10 protein-coding genes are annotated in these 16,926 nt (G+C 35.7%); all 10 read left to right on the top strand.

Annotation, left to right across the window (positions count from 1 at the left end; genetic code table 11):
- Positions 1-9: 9 nt before the first annotated feature.
- Entirely contained in the window at positions 10-1,197 is a 1,188-nt protein-coding gene (locus CLU83_RS07955) for a DUF5013 domain-containing protein (RefSeq protein ID WP_100431107.1), read from the top strand.
- 164 nt (positions 1,198-1,361) lie between these two features.
- On the top strand, positions 1,362-3,320 hold the full coding sequence (locus tag CLU83_RS07950; protein ID WP_100431106.1) for a glycoside hydrolase family 97 protein: 1,959 nt from the start codon (positions 1,362-1,364) through the stop codon (positions 3,318-3,320).
- A gap of 31 nt (positions 3,321-3,351) precedes the next feature.
- Positions 3,352-4,542 (top strand): DUF4861 family protein, encoded by a 1,191-nt coding sequence (locus CLU83_RS07945; RefSeq protein WP_100431105.1) that lies wholly within the window; start codon positions 3,352-3,354, stop codon positions 4,540-4,542.
- 36 nt (positions 4,543-4,578) lie between these two features.
- Positions 4,579-6,216 (top strand): glycoside hydrolase 43 family protein, encoded by a 1,638-nt coding sequence (locus CLU83_RS07940; protein ID WP_100431104.1) that lies wholly within the window; start codon positions 4,579-4,581, stop codon positions 6,214-6,216.
- Positions 6,217-6,273: 57 nt separating this feature from the next.
- Positions 6,274-7,515, top strand: coding sequence for a glycoside hydrolase family 88 protein (locus tag CLU83_RS07935; RefSeq protein ID WP_198512272.1), 1,242 nt, complete (start codon positions 6,274-6,276; stop codon positions 7,513-7,515).
- A 75-nt stretch (positions 7,516-7,590) separates the two neighbouring features.
- Positions 7,591-8,907 carry a sugar porter family MFS transporter gene (locus tag CLU83_RS07930; RefSeq protein WP_100431103.1) on the top strand — a complete coding sequence of 439 codons (1,317 nt, stop codon included), beginning with the start codon at positions 7,591-7,593 and terminating at the stop codon, positions 8,905-8,907.
- 60 nt (positions 8,908-8,967) lie between these two features.
- The gene (locus CLU83_RS07925) at positions 8,968-10,374 is read left to right on the top strand and encodes a glycoside hydrolase family 30 beta sandwich domain-containing protein (protein WP_100431102.1); all 1,407 of its coding nucleotides are present in this window, start codon (positions 8,968-8,970) and stop codon (positions 10,372-10,374) included.
- 160 nt (positions 10,375-10,534) lie between these two features.
- Complete coding sequence (locus tag CLU83_RS07920; RefSeq protein ID WP_100431101.1) at positions 10,535-12,955, top strand: glycoside hydrolase N-terminal domain-containing protein; 2,421 nt, start codon at positions 10,535-10,537, stop codon at positions 12,953-12,955.
- Between the two features lie 64 nt (positions 12,956-13,019).
- Positions 13,020-14,069, top strand: coding sequence for a glycoside hydrolase family 43 protein (locus CLU83_RS07915; RefSeq protein ID WP_198512271.1), 1,050 nt, complete (start codon positions 13,020-13,022; stop codon positions 14,067-14,069).
- A 79-nt stretch (positions 14,070-14,148) separates the two neighbouring features.
- The gene (locus CLU83_RS07910; RefSeq protein ID WP_100433669.1) at positions 14,149-16,734 is read left to right on the top strand and encodes a glycoside hydrolase family 2 TIM barrel-domain containing protein; all 2,586 of its coding nucleotides are present in this window, start codon (positions 14,149-14,151) and stop codon (positions 16,732-16,734) included.
- Positions 16,735-16,926: the final 192 nt, after the last annotated feature.

Here is a 16,926-nt window from a genome sequence, read left to right as displayed (position 1 = left end):
ACAAGAATTATGAAAATATTTAAAAATAATAGTATCCTCATCAGAGGATTTATGATAGTTATTTGTTTTGCCTTTTTTACGGCCTGTGAAGAAGGTCCAAATTTTAGAATTCAAGAGTACCCTGAACAAATAGCCACAGGAATAAGTCCTGCTATTGGATATCCGGGAATCAATGTCACCATTACAGGAACTGATTTTGGGACTTTAAAAGGTGCTGTAAAAGTATATTTTGGAGGTGTTTTGGCTACTAATGTAGTTTCCTGTGAGGATACTAAAATTGTAGTACAGGTGCCTGCTGGAGCAATTAGCGGAAAAGTAAGTTTACAAGTATGGAAACATCTTAATGATTCTTTTGCAGAATATACCGTTTTGCCTGCACCGGCAATTACATCAGTTGTTTCAAGTAATGCAATCAATACCGTTGCGCTATCTGGAGTTGATACCGTAACTATTAATGGTATTAATTTTGGAACCGATGCGTCAAAAGCAGTGGTAAGTTTTAATGGTACTGTTGCTCCGATAGTAACTATTGCAGACACTAAGATTACAGTGGTGGCTCCGGATAATTTCAAAACTGGTTTTGTTACAGTTACAATGGGAGGTTTGACGATTTCGGGGACTCCTGCAATGGTTAATCCTAATGCATCGGGAGATATTACACCTTATTTTTTAGGTAATTGCGGACCTGGTTTTACCAATTCAAACGTAAGCGGCAGATGGGGTGTTCTTGCTGCCCCATGGGTTACAAATGCTGCCGGAAAAAATAAATCAGGTACTTACGGAGGATATACTGCTGATAAGGCAGATAATGTTGTAGGTAATATTTGTTGGGAAACTTATGGCAATACTCCGATTACTGATGGAATTGTTTATCAAAAAACTTCGATGCCTTTATCAGTAGGGAGTTATACTATAACATTTAAAGTTTACTCTGAGATTCAGACTAACTCTTCTGTTTATTGTGTGGTAGCTGCAGGTGGAAATGGTATTCCAGTTTTAGCTAATCTTTCTACAGCAATAGCCTCAGTGGCTCTTCCAAATCCAGCAGTTGTTGGAACGAGTCAGCCTCGCGCTACGGAAACTAAAACTTTAACATTTAGTATTACTTCTCCTCAAGTTGTTTCTATTGGATTCTTAGGAAATCTGACAGTTAATAATTACTTCTGGGTATCCTATATAAAATTAGTTAAAAATTAATTTAAAGTCTGTAAATTATAAAACAAGGGGATTAAACAAATTATCCCCTTGTTTATATTCTAAAAATAGTTGTTAATTATTTGTAGTCCTTTTTTTAAACCCATTGGGGTCTATCATATAAGTTATTTACACTCAGTGGTTTTCTTTTTTAAATTTAACAAAGAATGTTTTACATTAAAAAAATAATTTTAATAGTCTTTTTATTGGTTTTTATTAGTGCTGAGATGTTTGCTCAAGACGCAGCTTTAAATCAAACGTTTGAAAAAAAACTGTCTTCCCCTGATAAAAATTATGAGTTTGTTATACAACAAAAGCAGGATGTTTCAGGGGCAAATAGTTTGACTTATCGTTTGAATTTTAAAGGAAAAACAGTGGTGCTGGAGTCAGAATTAGGGGTGTTAATAGAAAATAAAACTTTTGAATATGCTCTTGCTGTGCCCAATGATACTTGTAAAGTTTGGGGAGCGAATTTGAAATTTAAAGACGTTCAGATAAATAGTGTGGATCAAACTTGGAAACCGGTATATGGCGAAAACAAATTGATTCGCGATAATTATAACGAAATGACTTTGTCTTTTAGCAAAGGTCAAGAGTTAAAACAAATTGCTACTGATGGATATGATAAGAGCAAAGGATATTATATGAATGTAGTAGTTCGTGCCTATAATGAAGGAATTGCAATACGGTATCATTTTCCGGAACCAACAAACGGTTTGTTTCTTCATATAGTAGGGGAACAAACTCAATTTACAATGCCAGAAGGAACTTTGGCCTATTATGAGCCTTGGGCTCAGGGACCTTTTTCTTTGTTACCATTGAAAGATTGGGAAGGTCAAAGTGAACGCCCGCTAACAATGAAGCTTAATAATGGTTTAACTGTGGCTCTTGCCGAAGCACAGATGACTGATTACGCTCGAATGAAATTTAGTTTGAACAAGACTAAATCGAATACGCTTCAAGCTACAATTTATAGCAGTGTTGATGTAATTCCAGCTTATTCTACTCCTTGGCGAGTAATTATGGCTGCAGAAAAAGCAACTGACTTGATTGCTAATAACAGTATTATTTTGAATTTAAATGCTGAAAGTAAATTAAAAGACGTGTCTTGGATTAAACCAGGTAAAGTGATTCGAGTAGCAAAACTAACGCAGGCTGATGCTAAAAAATGTGTTGATTTTGCAGCTGAAAGAGGATTACAATATATTCATCTTGATGCCAGTTGGTATGGATCTGAAATGAAAATGAGTTCGGATGCTACTACTGTTTCAGAAACAAAAGACCTTAATATTCCTGAACTGGCTGCCTATGCAGCTTCTAAAGGGATTGGACTTTGGGTATATGTTAATCAACGCGCATTGATTCAGCAATTAGATACGATTTTGCCATTATATAAAAAGTGGGGAATCAAAGGGATAAAATTTGGTTTTGTGCAAGTAGGAAATCAACGTTGGACTATATGGTTGCATGAAGCGGTAAAAAAATGTGCCGAATATGGAATAATGGTAGATATACATGATGAGTATAGACCTACTGGTTTCAGTCGTACCTATCCTAATTTAATGACCCAGGAAGGAATTCGTGGAAATGAAGAAATGCCTGATGCCAATCATAATACCATTTTGCCCTTTACTAGATTTTTAGCAGGCCCAGCTGATTATACAATCGCCTATTATTCTAAAGCTATTAAAAATACGCATGCACATCAACTAGCATTATCCGTGGTTTATTACAGTCCAATTCAGTTTATGTATTGGTACGATCTGCCTTCGGCTTATCAGGGCGAACCTGAAATAGAATTTTTTGACAAAGTGCCAACGGTTTGGGATGATACCAAAGTGCTAAACGGAGAAATAGGAAAATACATTACCACTGCAAGAAAATCAGGAAAGGATTGGTTCGTGGGAAGTATTACCAATACTGAGGCCCGAACTCTGGAATTGAATTTTGACTTTTTGGATGCCAATAAAAAATACAAAGCTAGAATCTATTCTGATGATGAAAAAGTGAAAACCAAAACACAGGTAGCTTTAAAAGATGTTGGGATTAAAAAAGGATCTAAAATAAAATTAGATCTAAAAGCATCTGGTGGAGCAGCGATTTGGATTACAGAAGTAAAGAAATAACAATTATTAAATAATAGAAATTAAATAGAAAATGAAATTTAGTTTAACCAAAATAGCGGGTTTTTTAGGAATTCTGATTTTGTTTTCGAGTTTTGACAGCGAAAATAAATTAAGTAAAAGGATAGTTGTTGAAAATAAGCTTCATTTTGAGAGAAATGAAGTAGTAAGTATTCGTTTGAATGCCAATAAAAGTCTTTCTGAAATTAAAGATTTTAGTACGCTATTGGTGAAAGATGCAAGCGGGAAACTATTGGTAACCCAATTAATAGACACTAATCTTGACGGCACTCCAGATGAGTTGTTGTTTCAGGCAACTGTTCCTGCAAAATCAAAAGTAAGTTATACCATTTTTACAAATTCTAAACTTAAAACACCTAAGAGTTCTAATACAACTTATGCCCGTTTTGTACCCGAAAGAATAGATGATTTTGCATGGGAAAATGACAGAGTCGCTTTTCGGACTTATGGTCCAGAAGCTCAACGTTTAGTAGAAGAAGGGAAAGAAGGGGGTACACTTTCAAGTGGTATCGATCTTTGGTTGAAAAAAGTAAATTATTCGATTATTGATTCTTGGTATGCTAAAAATGTTACCACGCCAGGGTATTATCATATTGAACATGGCGAAGGATATGATCCATATCATGTGGGAAGCAGCAGAGGTACTGGAGGAACAGGAATTTGGGAGAATGACAGCTTATACATTTCTAAAAACTATACTAAATACCGATTAATTACGACAGGTCCTTTGCGCACTATTTTCGAATTGGATTACGCTCCTTGGAGTAAATATGAGGTTACAGAAACCAAAAGAATCTCTCTTGATCTGGGTTCTAATTTTTCAAAATTTGAAAATAAAATTTCTGCAACAAGTAAAATACCAAACTATACTTTAGGAATTACACTTCATAAGGAAAAAGGAGTCGTGGGTATTAATACCCAAAAAGGAATTTTTCGTCATTGGGAACCTATTGATGATTCTTTCGTCGGAGAAGGAATTGTTATCAATCCGAGTGTAGTAAAAATGGCAATGGATCATCGTTCTAAAGTAGTTGACCAAAGTCAGATTTTGGTGGCAACAACACCTGAAAATAACACATTGACTTATTACGTAGGTTTTGCCTGGACAGGAAGTGCTCAGGTACAATCCGTTCAGGATTGGGATGCAATGTTGGAAAAACAAGCACAAATTATTCAAAATCCATTATTGGTTACAATCAAATAACAGATTAATAATGAGAAAAAAAGTCTTTTTCTGGGTATGGGTATTTTGATTATCAATGGATGTAGTTCTGTTGATAAAAAAAATAGTGCCGGTATTTATCCAGAAAATAAAACAGAATATTATGTGTCCGAGGTTTGGAAATCGGATCAAGGTGATGGAACTTTTATCAACCCGATTCTGCATGCTGATTATTCTGATCCCGATGTGATTCGCGTGGGAGATGATTATTATATGACCGTCAGCAGTTTTAATTGTGCTCCGGGTTTACCGATTTTACATTCCAAGGATTTGGTGAATTGGACAATTATTAATTATGCGATTAACAAAATAGTACCCGAATATGTTTTTGATGTTCCTCAGCATAGCAAAGGAGTTTGGGCTCCAGTAATCAGATACCATAAAAATGAATTTTATATCTATTGGGGAGATCCAGATTTTGGGGTATATATGGTAAAAACCAAAAACCCTGCTGGTCTTTGGGAAGCCCCAGTTTTAGTTATGGAAGGCAAAGGAATTATAGATCCTTGTCCGTTATGGGATGGTGAAAACACTTATTTGATTCATGCTTGGGCGGGGAGTCGCGCTGGAATTAACAGCGTATTGACCATCAATCAAATGAATAGTGAAGGAACAAAAGTGATTGATGAAGGGAAACATGTTTTTGACGGACATGAAAAACATCATACGCTGGAAGGTCCAAAGTTGTATAAAAAAGACGGTTACTATTATGTTTTTGCTCCAGCAGGAGGCGTAGCTACAGGATGGCAATTGGTATTGCGTTCCAAAAATATTTATGGACCTTATGAAGAAAAAGTAGTATTAGAACAAGGAAGTACAGCAATTAATGGTCCGCATCAAGGAGCTTGGATAACGACACCTAATGGAGATTCCTGGTTTTTTCATTTTCAGGATAAAGAGGTGTATGGAAGAGTTTTGTTTTTAGAACCGTTGAGTTGGGAAAAGGATTGGCCTGTAATAGGAAAAGATTTAGACGGTAATGGAATAGGCGAACCAGTTTTAAAAGAAAAAAAACCAAATGTTGGAAAACAATATCCCATTCAAACGCCACAGGAAAACGATGATTTTAATAATGGTAAATATGGAATTCAATGGCAATGGTACGGGAATCCGTCGATCAAGTGGAGCGCCCAGATTCCGGGAACTGATTATTTGAGACTTTTTTGTATGAGTAAAAAAGAGTTGCCCAATTTATGGGATGCTCCCAATTTACTATTGCAAAAATTACCGGCAGAAAATTTTACTACAACTACAAAAGTAAAGTTGAATATCGAATGGGAGACAGCTGGAAAAACAGCTGGATTATTAATGATGGGACAATCGTACGCTTATGCAGGAATCAGTTTTGAAGAAGGAAGTTTTTGGGTAAAACAAGTTGTCTGTACTGATGCGATAGCAGGAGCCAAAGAGAAAGTTATCGCAAAGAAAAAACTTCAAAAAAATGAAGTTTTTTTAAGAATGGAAGTTAAGTCACCCGATGCAAACTGTTTGTTTAGTTTTAGCGAAGACGGTAAAAACTTTCAACCGATTGGTGAAAGTTTTAAAGCGCAAAAAGATTTATGGATCAGTGCCAAAATGGGAATTTTTTCCATAAGTGAAGCCAATGTCAGAATGGGAAGCTATGCCGATTTTGATTGGTTTAAAGTGTCAAAATAAGCCTAAATAGATTTAAAAAATTAAAAGAAAATAGTAAAGTAAAAGTAAATCAGTAAAATGAAAAAAATATTATTTTTTGCCATGACAATGACAATTGCAATAGCTAGTTGCCAAAACAAGAAACCAAAAGTTTTTGAAGTAGATAAAAATCTAGCGTATTGTGTGGCACAAGCTAGCAAGACCATATCTGCAGCACCTGATGCATTAGCTATCCCCAGAAATATTGCTCCAGGTGCTAAGGATTGGAATTATGTAGGCTATGAGGATTGGACCAGTGGGTTTTGGCCTGGTGTTTTATGGTATTTATATGAATATACAGGAAATACTATTTGGAGGCAAAGAGCGGATAAATACTCTCGTTTTTTAACACCATTGTCTGTGCGTTCTGCGACCGATCATGATTTAGGTTTTCAGGTGTATTGTAGTTTTGGTAATGGTTTTCGATTGACTAAAAATCAAGACTATAAAAATATTATTCTTAAAACAGCTGATACTTTGGCAACTTTATTCAATCCTAAGGTAGGTACAATTTTATCTTGGCCGGGTATGGTGAAAGAAAAGAATTGGCCTCACAATACGATAATTGATAATATGATAAATCTCGAAATGTTATTTGAAGCTTCAAAAATGGGAGGCGGTAAAGCATTATATGACATGGCCGTAAAGCACGCTGAGACTACGAAGAAAAACCAATTCAGAAAAGATTATTCAGTTTATCATGTGGTAGTCTATGATACTGTTACAGGCAAAAAAATAAAAGCAATCACACATCAGGGGTATTCAGATGATTCGATGTGGGCACGAGGTCAGGGTTGGGCGATTTATGGTTATACGATGGTCTATAGAGAAACTAAAGATCCTAAATTTTTAGATTTTGCTCATAAAGTAACCAAAGTCTATCTGGATCGCTTGCCAAAAGATTTAATTCCGTATTGGGATTTTGATGCACCAAATGTTACTAAAGAACCTAGAGATGCTTCGGCTGCAGCGCTTGTTGCTTCTGGATTAATTGAATTATCAACTTACACCAAAGATAAAGCATTAGCTAAAATGTATTTGAATAAAGCTGAGGGAATGCTGGCAGAATTATCAAGTTCAAAGTACCAAAGTGCTAATGTCAATCCTTCATTTTTATTGCATTCAACAGGACATTATCCGAATAAAAGTGAAATTGATTATTCTATCATCTATGCCGATTATTATTATATAGAAGCTTTAATTCGTTTGAAAAAACTAAAAGAGGGGAAAAATATTTTAGCTCCCTTTCAAATCAATAAGGAAATTGCTTTAAAAAAATAATTAGAAATTAATCTTGAGTTGATAAGCAATTCATCTTTAAACGGAATTTTTTACTATCAAAATAATTAAACAATTATGAAAAAGATACTTTTATGGTCTATTACAGCTGCTTTAGCTGGTTTTTTATTCGGTTTTGATACCGTTGTAATTTCGGGTGCCGATAAAAAATTACAAGAATTATGGCATACTTCTGATGTTTTTCATGGTTCGGTAGTCATGGCTATGGCATTGTGGGGAACAGTAATAGGAGCTATTTTTGGAGGAATTCCTACTAATAAGCTTGGAAGAAAAAAGACTTTGATTGCAATTGGAGTTTTGTTTCTGATTTCGGCAATTGGTTCCGCTTTAGCTAATGATCCGTATACATTTGCTTTTTTTAGATTTTTAGGGGGATTAGGAATTGGAGCTTCTACCATTGCAGCACCCGCTTATGTATCCGAAATTGCACCCGCAAAAGACAGAGGACGTTTGGTGTCTTTATATCAATTTAATATTGTATTGGGAATTTTAGTGGCTTTTTTGTCGAATTATTTATTGAGGGATGTTGGTGAAAATGCTTGGCGCTGGATGATAGGAGTTATGGCATTCCCCTCTTTCTTTTACACGATTATAGTATTTGCTATTCCTGAAAGTCCAAGATGGTTAGTATCACAATCAAGAAATGAAGAAGCTAAATTAGTATTGGTACAAATTAATCCTGATGCCAAAATTGAGGATTTAATGGACGAACTTCAGAGTGGTGAAGAGCATCATATAAAAGGGGAAACTATCTTTTTAAAGAAGTATCGATTTCCATTGATGCTAGCTTTTTTAATCGCGATATTCAATCAATTTTCGGGTATTAATGCGTTTTTGTATTATGCGCCAAGAATTTTTGCAGAAGCAGGATTAGAAGAGAGCGCAGCTTTGATGAGCAGTATCGGAATTGGTTTTACCAACTTAGTGTTTACTCTTTTTGGAGTCTTTTTGATTGATGTTTTAGGGCGTAAAGTGCTTATGTTTATTGGATCTATAGGATACATTATTTCTCTTGGCTTAGTTTCGTTAGCTTTTTTTCTAAAATGGCAAGGAATGGCAGTGCCTATTTTCTTATTTATGTTCATCGCTTCACACGCCATTGGTCAAGGTGCAGTAATTTGGGTATTTATTTCTGAAATTTTCCCAAATCACTTACGCGCCAGCGGACAGGCATTCGGTTCTTCAACACACTGGGTGTTGGCAGCCATTATACCATCAATGGTACCGTTTTTATTCTCGACCATTGGGGCAGGAACGGTGTTTTTAATTTTTGCGGTGATGATGGTTTTCCAATTACTTTTTGTAATTTTTATGATGCCAGAAACGAAAGGAAAATCATTAGAAGAATTGCAGGAAACGGTTTTTAAAAAATAGATTATCAGAATATAGTTTAAATTATTAATATAATAAAACAAAATTAAATCGCTTTGAAAAATGAAAAAACACATTTTACTTGCTTTATTGCTTGTTGTTACATTAAGTGTTAAATCTCAAAAAATTTCGTGGACTTATACCACCCAAACAGAAGCTTGGTCTAAAGGAGCTAAATTGGATTTTAATCCATCTCTAGATAAATCGGATATCAATATTTATTCTGATGAGAAATTACAACAGATTGAAGGTTTTGGAGCTTGTTTTAATGAATTGGGCTGGGAGGCTTTGTTGAGTTTGTCTGAAACAGAAAAAAATAAAATTCTTAAAAATTTATTTTCTAAAGAAGGAGCTAATTTTACTTTGTGTCGCATACCATTAGGTTCAAACGATTATTCATTAAGTTATTATTCGTATAATGACGTTCCTGAAGATTTTGAAATGAAAAATTTTAATATAGACAGAGATCGTTACATAATGATTCCATATATAAAAGCGGCCAAAAAAATTAATCCAGATATAAAGATATGGGCCTCACCTTGGAGTCCGCCAGTATGGATGAAAGTAAATAATCACTATGCTATGGGGGTAAGCAATGTAAAGCAAATGCTTCCTGGAATGAAAATATCAAATAATGCAACAGCATTTAAAATGGAAGACAGGTATTTATCAGCATATGGTTTGTATTTTTCTAAGTTTGTTAAGGCGTACAAAGAGGAAGGAATTGATATTTCTAGGGTGATGGTACAAAATGAGCCGGTTTATCAACCCCACTGGCAAAGCTGCACATGGCGACCAGATGATATGGCATATTTTGTAGGGAGGTTTTTGGGACCTCAATTCAAACAGGATTCTCTTAATACGGAAATATGGTTGGGAACGGTTAATAGTTCCGATCCTAACTTTATGCGTACGGTTTTAAATAACAAAGATGCTGCATCATATATCAAAGGAATAGGCGTACAGTGGGATGCAAAACAATCTATTCCGACTATTCACAGCGAGTATCCTAATTATCCTATAATGCAAACTGAGTCTGAATGTGGGAATGGAGAGAATAACTGGAATTCGGCAGAGTATACTTGGTCATTAATCAATCATTACCTTAATAATGGAACAAATAGTTATATGTATTGGAATATGGTACTTGATAATTCGGGAAAAAGTACTTGGGGATGGAATCAGAATATGATGATTTCAATAAATAAAGAAACCAAAGAAGTGAAATATAATCCTGAATATTATTTAATGAAACATTTGAGTCATTATGTGTTACCAGGAGCATTTCGATTGAAAACAACAGGAGGTAAAGAACATTTAGCTTTTATTAATCCAAACGGGGAGGTGATACTAATATACGTTAATACTGATGATGCTGATAAAGATATTAGTGTTTCAGTCAATGGGAAAATCGTTAAAATAAAAATGAAAAGAAAATCTGTTAATACTTTTACTTGGATGAATAAATAATATTAGTATGTAGTTGTTTTTTGTAATCTTCATAATGCCAGAAACTAAAGGAAAATCATTAGAAGAATTGCAGGAAACGGTTTTTAAGCAGAAGTAGTTTAGATTAGTCTAAATATTGAATTATTAACATAAGAATCATTCAATAAATAAAATTTTTATAATGAAAAAAGTAATTATTGGATTAGCGCTTTTATTTGTCTCGGTTACTAGTTTAGCTCAGCAAAATCTAAAGCTTTGGTATAATAAACCTGCATCACAGTGGGTTGAAGCATTGCCTGTAGGAAACGGACAGATAGGAGCAATGGTGTTTGGGGGAGTAGAAAAAGAACTGATTCAACTCAACGAAGGTTCATTGTGGTCTGGTGGTCCGATGAAAAAAAATGTCAATCCTGAAGCCAATCAATATTTGGAACCGATTCGTGAGGCATTGAAAAATAACGATTACCAGCTTGCCACTGATTTATGCAAAAAAATGCAGGGTTATTATAGTGAAAGTTTTTTGCCATTGGGCGATTTGGTCATTAAACAAGATTTTAAAGGTGCTCAACCAACTCAATATTATAGGGATTTAAGTTTGAACAACGCATTATCAACAACACGTTTTACGGTTAATAATGTCGAATATGTTCGTGAAATTTTTATTTCTGCTCCTAATAATGTAATGACAATACGTATTATGGCATCCAAATCAAAATCGCTTACGCTTGACATTAATTTAAGCAGTCTTTTGACCAAATCCGTGATTGCTAAAAGCAATAATCTGTTGGTTATGAATGGAAAAGCGCCAAGCCGTGTTGATCCAAGTTATTTTAATCCTAAAGGACGTGAGCCTATTTTATGGGCAGATACATCAGGATGCAACGGAATGCGTTTTCAATCCAATCTAAAAGCGGTTCTCAAAGATGGTTTCATAAAAGCTGATGCTGAAGGTCTCCATATCAATAATGCATCGGAAGTAATTCTTTATCTAACTGCCGCGACCAGTTTTAATGGTTTTGACAAATGTCCCGATTCACAAGGAAAAGATGAAAAAGCAATTGCTTCGAATCTCTTGAAAAATGCATTAAAATTATCGTACAATAATTTAAAGAAGAAACACCTTGATGATTTTCAGAAGTATTTTAATCGGGTAAATCTTGATTTGTCAAACAATAAAACTGATGCTAACCAGTTGTCATTGCCCTCTGATGAGCGTCTCAAAGCGTATACTAATGGCGCATCTGATCCTCAGTTGGAGCGGCTTTTTTACCAATACGGCCGTTATTTATTGATTTCATCTTCTCGTTCAGGAGGACGCCCTGCTAATCTGCAAGGGATTTGGAATAAAGAAATGCGTGCGCCTTGGAGTTCTAATTACACTATAAATATTAATACTCAAATGAATTATTGGTTGGCAGAACAAACCAACCTTTCTGAAATGCATGAACCGTTGTTGGATTGGATTACTGATTTGTCGAAGACTGGAAAGGTTACAGCAAATGAATACTATAAAGCTAGAGGTTGGGTCGCACATCATAATTCTGATATATGGGGATTGAGTAATGCGGTTGGTGATAAGGGAGATGGTGCTCCAACCTGGGCCAATTGGTATATGGGCGGAACTTGGCTTTGCCAACACCTTTGGGAGCATTATAGTTTTACGGGAGACAAAGAGTATTTAAGAACCAAAGCTTATCCCGTGATGAAAGAGGCGGCTCTCTTTTGTTTTGATTGGCTGATAGAAAAAAACGGTTATTTGGTAACCGCTCCATCTACATCTCCAGAAAATGAATTTCGTGTAAACGGAAAAAATTATGGTGTAACTGTAGCTTCAACTATGGATATGTCTATTTGTTGGGATTTGTTTACCAATCTAATTGAAGCTTCAAAAGTTCTCAATATTGATGCTGAATTTCGTGACCGATTAATTGAAAAACGAGCAAAATTATTACCTCTTAAAATCGGAAGCAAGGGACAATTACTGGAGTGGAGTGAAGAGTACGAAGAATCAACCCCTCGTCAGCGTCACGCTTCGCAATTATTCGGCTTGCATCCTGGACGCCAGATTTCTCCAATCACTACACCGGATTTTGCGGAAGCTTGTAAAAAATCATTAGAACTTAGAGGTGACGAAGGAACGGGCTGGAGCAAGGCTTGGAAAATCAATTTTTGGGCAAGATTAAGAGATGGGAATCACGCTTATAAGATGCTCCGTGATATTTTAAAATACACTGATGACCAGAAAGGCGGCGTAACTGGTGGAGGTACTTACCCTAATTTTTTTGATGCACATCCTCCTTTTCAAATTGATGGAAACTTTGGAGCAACTGCAGGTCTAACCGAAATGTTATTGCAAAGCCAGACAGGTGTTATTGATTTGTTGCCTGCTTTACCGGATGCTTGGGTAAATGGTTCTGTAAAAGGACTACGGGCAAGAGGAGGCTTTGGGATAGATGTTATTTGGGAAAATAAGTTAATGAAAACAGTAAGAATAAAAAGCGTTGGCGGTACAGCGTGTAAAGTTCGTTATAATGGAAAAATTGTTGATTTCATTTTTCAAAAGAATCAAATAAGAATTTTGTCGCCAGAAGATTTTAAATAGAAATTTTGCTGAATTCTACATCATGAAAATTATTATATCAAGAATCTAAAATAATTCTAATCAAATGGAAATGTATAGAAAAATTGGATTGAGTATCTCGTTTACTTTATGTATGTTAATGACTATATATGGTCAACAAAAAACAAATACGGAAAACATAAAGGATAAACTCAACTCAACGAAAAATAAATATAGTTCTTACCTCTTTGTTTATTTTACGGCAAGTAGTAGTAAAGATGAAGAGCAAATTCGATTTGCTTTGAGCAATGATGGATATAATTTTAAGGCATTAAATCATAATCAGCCTATTTTAAGTTCAGAGAAAATTAGTGAAAGCGGGGGAATTCGCGATCCACATATTATGCGTGCTATTGATGGCAAAACATTCTACATGGTGGCTACAGATATGGTCGCTGCCAAAGGATGGGATTCAAACAGGGGATTGGTCTTGCTCAAATCAACTAATTTATTAGACTGGAAATCTACTATAATTAATGTTCCTAATACATTTTTAGCGTTTAAATCAGTAAATCGTGTATGGGCTCCTCAAACAATTTATGATTCTGTAAAAAAGAAATACATGATTTACTGGTCAATGCGATCTGGGAATGAACCTGATAAAATCTATTATGCCTATGCAAATAAAGGCTTCACGGCACTCGAAACCGAACCCAAGCAACTGTTTTTCGAACCCAATAACAAAGCTTGTATTGATGGCGATATTATTTACTATAAAGGTAAATATCACTTGTTTTACAAGGATGAGGGTAATCTGAATGGAATCAAAAAAGCGGTATCGAACCAACTGACGGAAGGTTATCTAAAGCAGGACAAACCGCTACAGCAAACTACGGAATCAGTTGAAGGATCCTGCGTTTTTAAACTAAATAATTTGGATTCCTGGATTTTAATGTATGATGTGTACAGAAAGGGGCAGTTCCAATTTACCAAAAGCGATGATCTTGAAAATTTCAAGGTAATTGATGAACAAGTGACAATGGACTTTCATCCGCGCCATGGAACAGTCATGTCCATTACGAACAAAGAAGCTAAAAGACTTCGGGAAAAATGGATGATTGGTACTGAAAATATTAAATCAATTCAATCAAACTGAAAAAAAACAGGAAGGTTACATTGTTTGGTGAAAGTCAAATTTAATATTCATGTTATTAATTCTTAATAAAAAACATTCTATGAAATTAATCAAAAATATTATTTTGTTTATGATGTTTATAGTTTTTCAAACTACTATAAATGCACAAACAATCAGAAAAAACATCAACATCAATAGAGAATGGAAATTCAAGTTGGGGGATTATTCCGGAGCGGAAGAACCTGCCTTCGATGATTCAAAATGGGATAATATTGGAATTCCACATTCGTTCAGCATGCCATATTATCAGTCGGCCAAGTTTTATAAAGGATATGGTTGGTATCGTAAAAATATTACTATTCCGGAAGAGTGGATTGGGAAAAGAGTTAGCCTTGATTTTGAAGGTGCCTATCGAACCGCAGCAATTTATGTCAATGGAAAATTAGTTGGAAAACACAATTCAGGGTATACTGGTTTTGAAATTGATATTACCAATGCCATTAAAAAAGGGCAGAATACGGTTGCGGTCAGACTTAATAATCTTTGGGATTCCCGTGTTGCACCGCGTGCCGGAGAACACGTTTTCAGTGGAGGAATTTATCGTGACGTGAAACTGGTTGTTAGCGATCCATTGCACGTTGCGTGGTACGGCACTTTTGTTACGACTCCAATTGTTTCTAAAGATTTGGCAACGGTAAATGTAAAAACGGAGGTTGTCAATGAAAAAAACATTGAAGTTTTGACTACTGTTAAAACGACAATACTGGATTTTAATGGAAAGAAAGTAACAGAATTTTCATCTGTCAAAACCATTGCGGCAGGTCAAACCATTATTTTTGACCAAACCAGTAATCAAATAAAAAATCCTAAGCTATGGAGTCCAAAAACACCAAATCTTTATTCGGTAAAAACAATCGTGCTTGTCAATGGTAAAGCAGTAGATGATTTTATTTCTCCATTGGGTTTCCGTAGTATTAAGTTTACTGCCGATAAAGGATTTTTCCTGAATGGGAAACGCTTCTATTTCAAGGGTGCCAATGTACATCAGGACAGAGCGGGTTGGGGTGATGCGGTGACCAACAATGCTTTTTTGCGAGATATCAAAATGATGAAAGAGGCCGGATTTGATTTTATTCGTGGGTCTCATTATCCGCATGATCCTGCTTTTGTCGAAGCCTGTGATAAGGAAGGAATGTTATTTTGGTCTGAAACTCCATTTTGGGGTTCCGGAGGTTCACGAACTGAAGGGGATTATGAAGGGAGTAATGCCTATCCAACAAATCCCGATGATTGGGCCGCATTTGACCAAAGTGTTTTGGAACAGTTAAGAGACATGATTCGAATTCATCGTAATCATCCTTCTGTTATTGTATGGAGTACCAGCAATGAACCGTTCTTTACAACCAAAGAAACATTAGATCAAACACGTGAATTGTTGAAAAAAGAAGTCGAATTAGGACACCAGCTAGATCCTACGCGTCCGGTGGCTATTGGCGGATGCCAGCGTGGAGAAATGGATAAAATTGGTGATGTGGCAGGTTATAATGGCGACGGAGCGCGTCTTTTTATTAATCCGGGAGTAGCCAGTGTGGTGAGTGAATATGGATCTACAGAAGGTTTCCGTCCTGGGAAATATATACCGGGTTGGGGTGATTTGCCTCTTGGAGAAAATCAGGATAAAAGTCAAAAATATCCATGGCATTACGAGTGGCGAAGTGGTGAAGCTATTTGGTGCGGTTTTGATCATGGGAGTGTCGCCGGAAAGCGATTTGGCTCGATGGGGATTGTCGATTATGCCCGTATTCCTAAAAGATTATTTTACTGGTATAGAAATGAATATACAGGAGTACCGGCTCCACCTGAGAGAGAGGAAGGGATAGGTGCTGCGATTAAACTGATTACAGATAAAACGCTGATTACAAATGATGGCACAGATGACGCCTATTTGCTTGTTAATATTGTGGATGCAAATGGAAGAGGAATTAGCAATTCAGCCTCTGTCAAATTAAGCATTGAATCTGGTCCGGGAGAATTTCCCACAGGTACTTCTATTACTTTCGATCCCAAGTCGGATATTGAGATTATTGATGGATTAGCCGCTACTGAATTTCGTTCATATTTTGGTGGAGAAACGGTTATTCGTGCCACTTCACCTGGTTTGAAAGATGCCATTATAAAAATAAAAACAAAAGGATTGCCTTTATTTACGGAAGGGAAAACTCCTGCTGTGACTGAGCATCCGTATGTACGTTTTACAGGAAAAGAGGCAAAAGAAAGCACTAGCAGTTTCGGTCTTGATAATCCAACGCGAACCAGTAGTGAAGCTCCAGGTCGTTCTCCTAGTTTAGTTGGCGATGGTAATCTGAATTCTTTTTGGCAGGCCGCCAATACCGATATTGGGAACTGGTGGCAAGTGGATTTGGAACGAAATGTTGATATTGTTCAAGTGAAACTGACCTTTCCGGAAGAGGCTAGTTTCGGCTATAAAATTGAAACATTAGATGCTGATAATAACTGGAAGTTAGTAATCGACCAATCCAAAACGACTTCAACAGATAGAATCCGTATTGAAAATATAAATGAAAAAATATTTGGACGTTTTATAAGAGTAACTTTTACCAAATTACCTGAGGGGGAATCAGCAAAACTGGCTGAATTTGAGGTTTTTGGTTCTATTACAAAATAATAAATTTTTAATTATTGAAACCTAACTATTACTAATATTTTTAAGTGCAAGACAAAAGCAAAACAGATTGTTTTCTTTAGACTTATTTGAAAATAATTTAGCAGATTTTTTCTTTATAAAAGTTGGTTTCATAATAGAAAGGCTATACTTAGAATGTTATCGGATAGATTTTGAATATTTTTTATTTCAGCA

It is taken from the genome of Flavobacterium sp. 1 (assembly GCF_002797935.1).
In the GTDB taxonomy this organism is placed as follows: Bacteria; Bacteroidota; Bacteroidia; order Flavobacteriales; family Flavobacteriaceae; genus Flavobacterium.
This window is presented reverse-complemented; position numbering and strand designations above follow the sequence as displayed.

What these genes read in the sequence shown, in the direction of transcription:
- CLU83_RS07955 (WP_100431107.1), top strand. Translation starts at nt 10, where the DNA reads ATGAAAATATTTAAAAATAATAGTATCCTCATCAGAGGATTTATGATA.
- CLU83_RS07950 (WP_100431106.1), top strand. Translation starts at nt 1,362, where the DNA reads ATGTTTTACATTAAAAAAATAATTTTAATAGTCTTTTTATTGGTTTTT.
- CLU83_RS07945 (WP_100431105.1), top strand. Translation starts at nt 3,352, where the DNA reads ATGAAATTTAGTTTAACCAAAATAGCGGGTTTTTTAGGAATTCTGATT.
- CLU83_RS07940 (WP_100431104.1), top strand. Translation starts at nt 4,579, where the DNA reads ATGGGTATTTTGATTATCAATGGATGTAGTTCTGTTGATAAAAAAAAT.
- CLU83_RS07935 (WP_198512272.1), top strand. Translation starts at nt 6,274, where the DNA reads ATGAAAAAAATATTATTTTTTGCCATGACAATGACAATTGCAATAGCT.
- CLU83_RS07930 (WP_100431103.1), top strand. Translation starts at nt 7,591, where the DNA reads ATGAAAAAGATACTTTTATGGTCTATTACAGCTGCTTTAGCTGGTTTT.
- CLU83_RS07925 (WP_100431102.1), top strand. Translation starts at nt 8,968, where the DNA reads ATGAAAAAACACATTTTACTTGCTTTATTGCTTGTTGTTACATTAAGT.
- CLU83_RS07920 (WP_100431101.1), top strand. Translation starts at nt 10,535, where the DNA reads ATGAAAAAAGTAATTATTGGATTAGCGCTTTTATTTGTCTCGGTTACT.
- CLU83_RS07915 (WP_198512271.1), top strand. Translation starts at nt 13,020, where the DNA reads ATGGAAATGTATAGAAAAATTGGATTGAGTATCTCGTTTACTTTATGT.
- CLU83_RS07910 (WP_100433669.1), top strand. Translation starts at nt 14,149, where the DNA reads ATGAAATTAATCAAAAATATTATTTTGTTTATGATGTTTATAGTTTTT.